Source organism: Virgibacillus sp. M23 (assembly GCF_034190895.1).
Classification (GTDB): Bacteria; Bacillota; Bacilli; order Bacillales; family Amphibacillaceae; genus Virgibacillus; species Virgibacillus salarius.
On record NZ_JAWDHA010000154.1, the window covers coordinates 1 to 647 of the forward strand.

The 647-nt window shown below is 48.2% G+C and carries 1 protein-coding gene; it reads right to left on the reverse strand.

Translation table 11 applies throughout. The features are described from left to right. Positions 1-647, reverse strand: a 647-nt coding sequence (locus RVS70_RS21750) for a bifunctional hydroxymethylpyrimidine kinase/phosphomethylpyrimidine kinase (protein WP_321134803.1), incomplete at both ends; no start/stop codon positions are given.

Here is a 647-nt window from a genome sequence, read left to right on the forward strand (position 1 = left end):
TTGTTGATTCAGGCGCAGCGCAGAATGCTTCGTAGGTCCGACATACTGGTTTAACGGGAAGGATTCTTTAATGGCAGCTGTGATGAATTCTTTCGCTGCGTAAATGGCTTCTTTGACTTCCGCACCTTTGGCAAGCTCCGCTGTCACGGCTGCTGAGAATGTACAGCCTGCGCCATGTGTATAAGGCGTATCGATCATTTCGCTTTCAAGGACTTCCGCTGTTTTACCGTCATAGAGAACATCAACGGCTTTCTCGTGCTTGAGTTTGCCTCCGCCTGTAATGACGACATATTGAGCGCCGAGTGCATGAATTTTTTTCGCGGCTTCGATCATATCGTCAACTGTTTTTAGTTCATCCATGCCGCTGAGCTGGCTGGCTTCAAACAAGTTTGGCGTAATGACAGTGGCTAGCGGAGCCAACTGCTGACGCAGGGCTTGGGCATGCTCTGGATAAAGGACTTCATTAGCACCTTTGCAAACCATAACCGGGTCAATTACCACATTTTTTAATTGTTTTTCTTTGATCGTTTTTGCTGCAAGCTCGATAATGTCAACGGTTGGCAGCATTCCTGTTTTCATGGCGTCCACACCGATGCCGTACGTAATTGTTGCAAGCTGGGCGCGGATTGTATCGGTATCGATCGGGA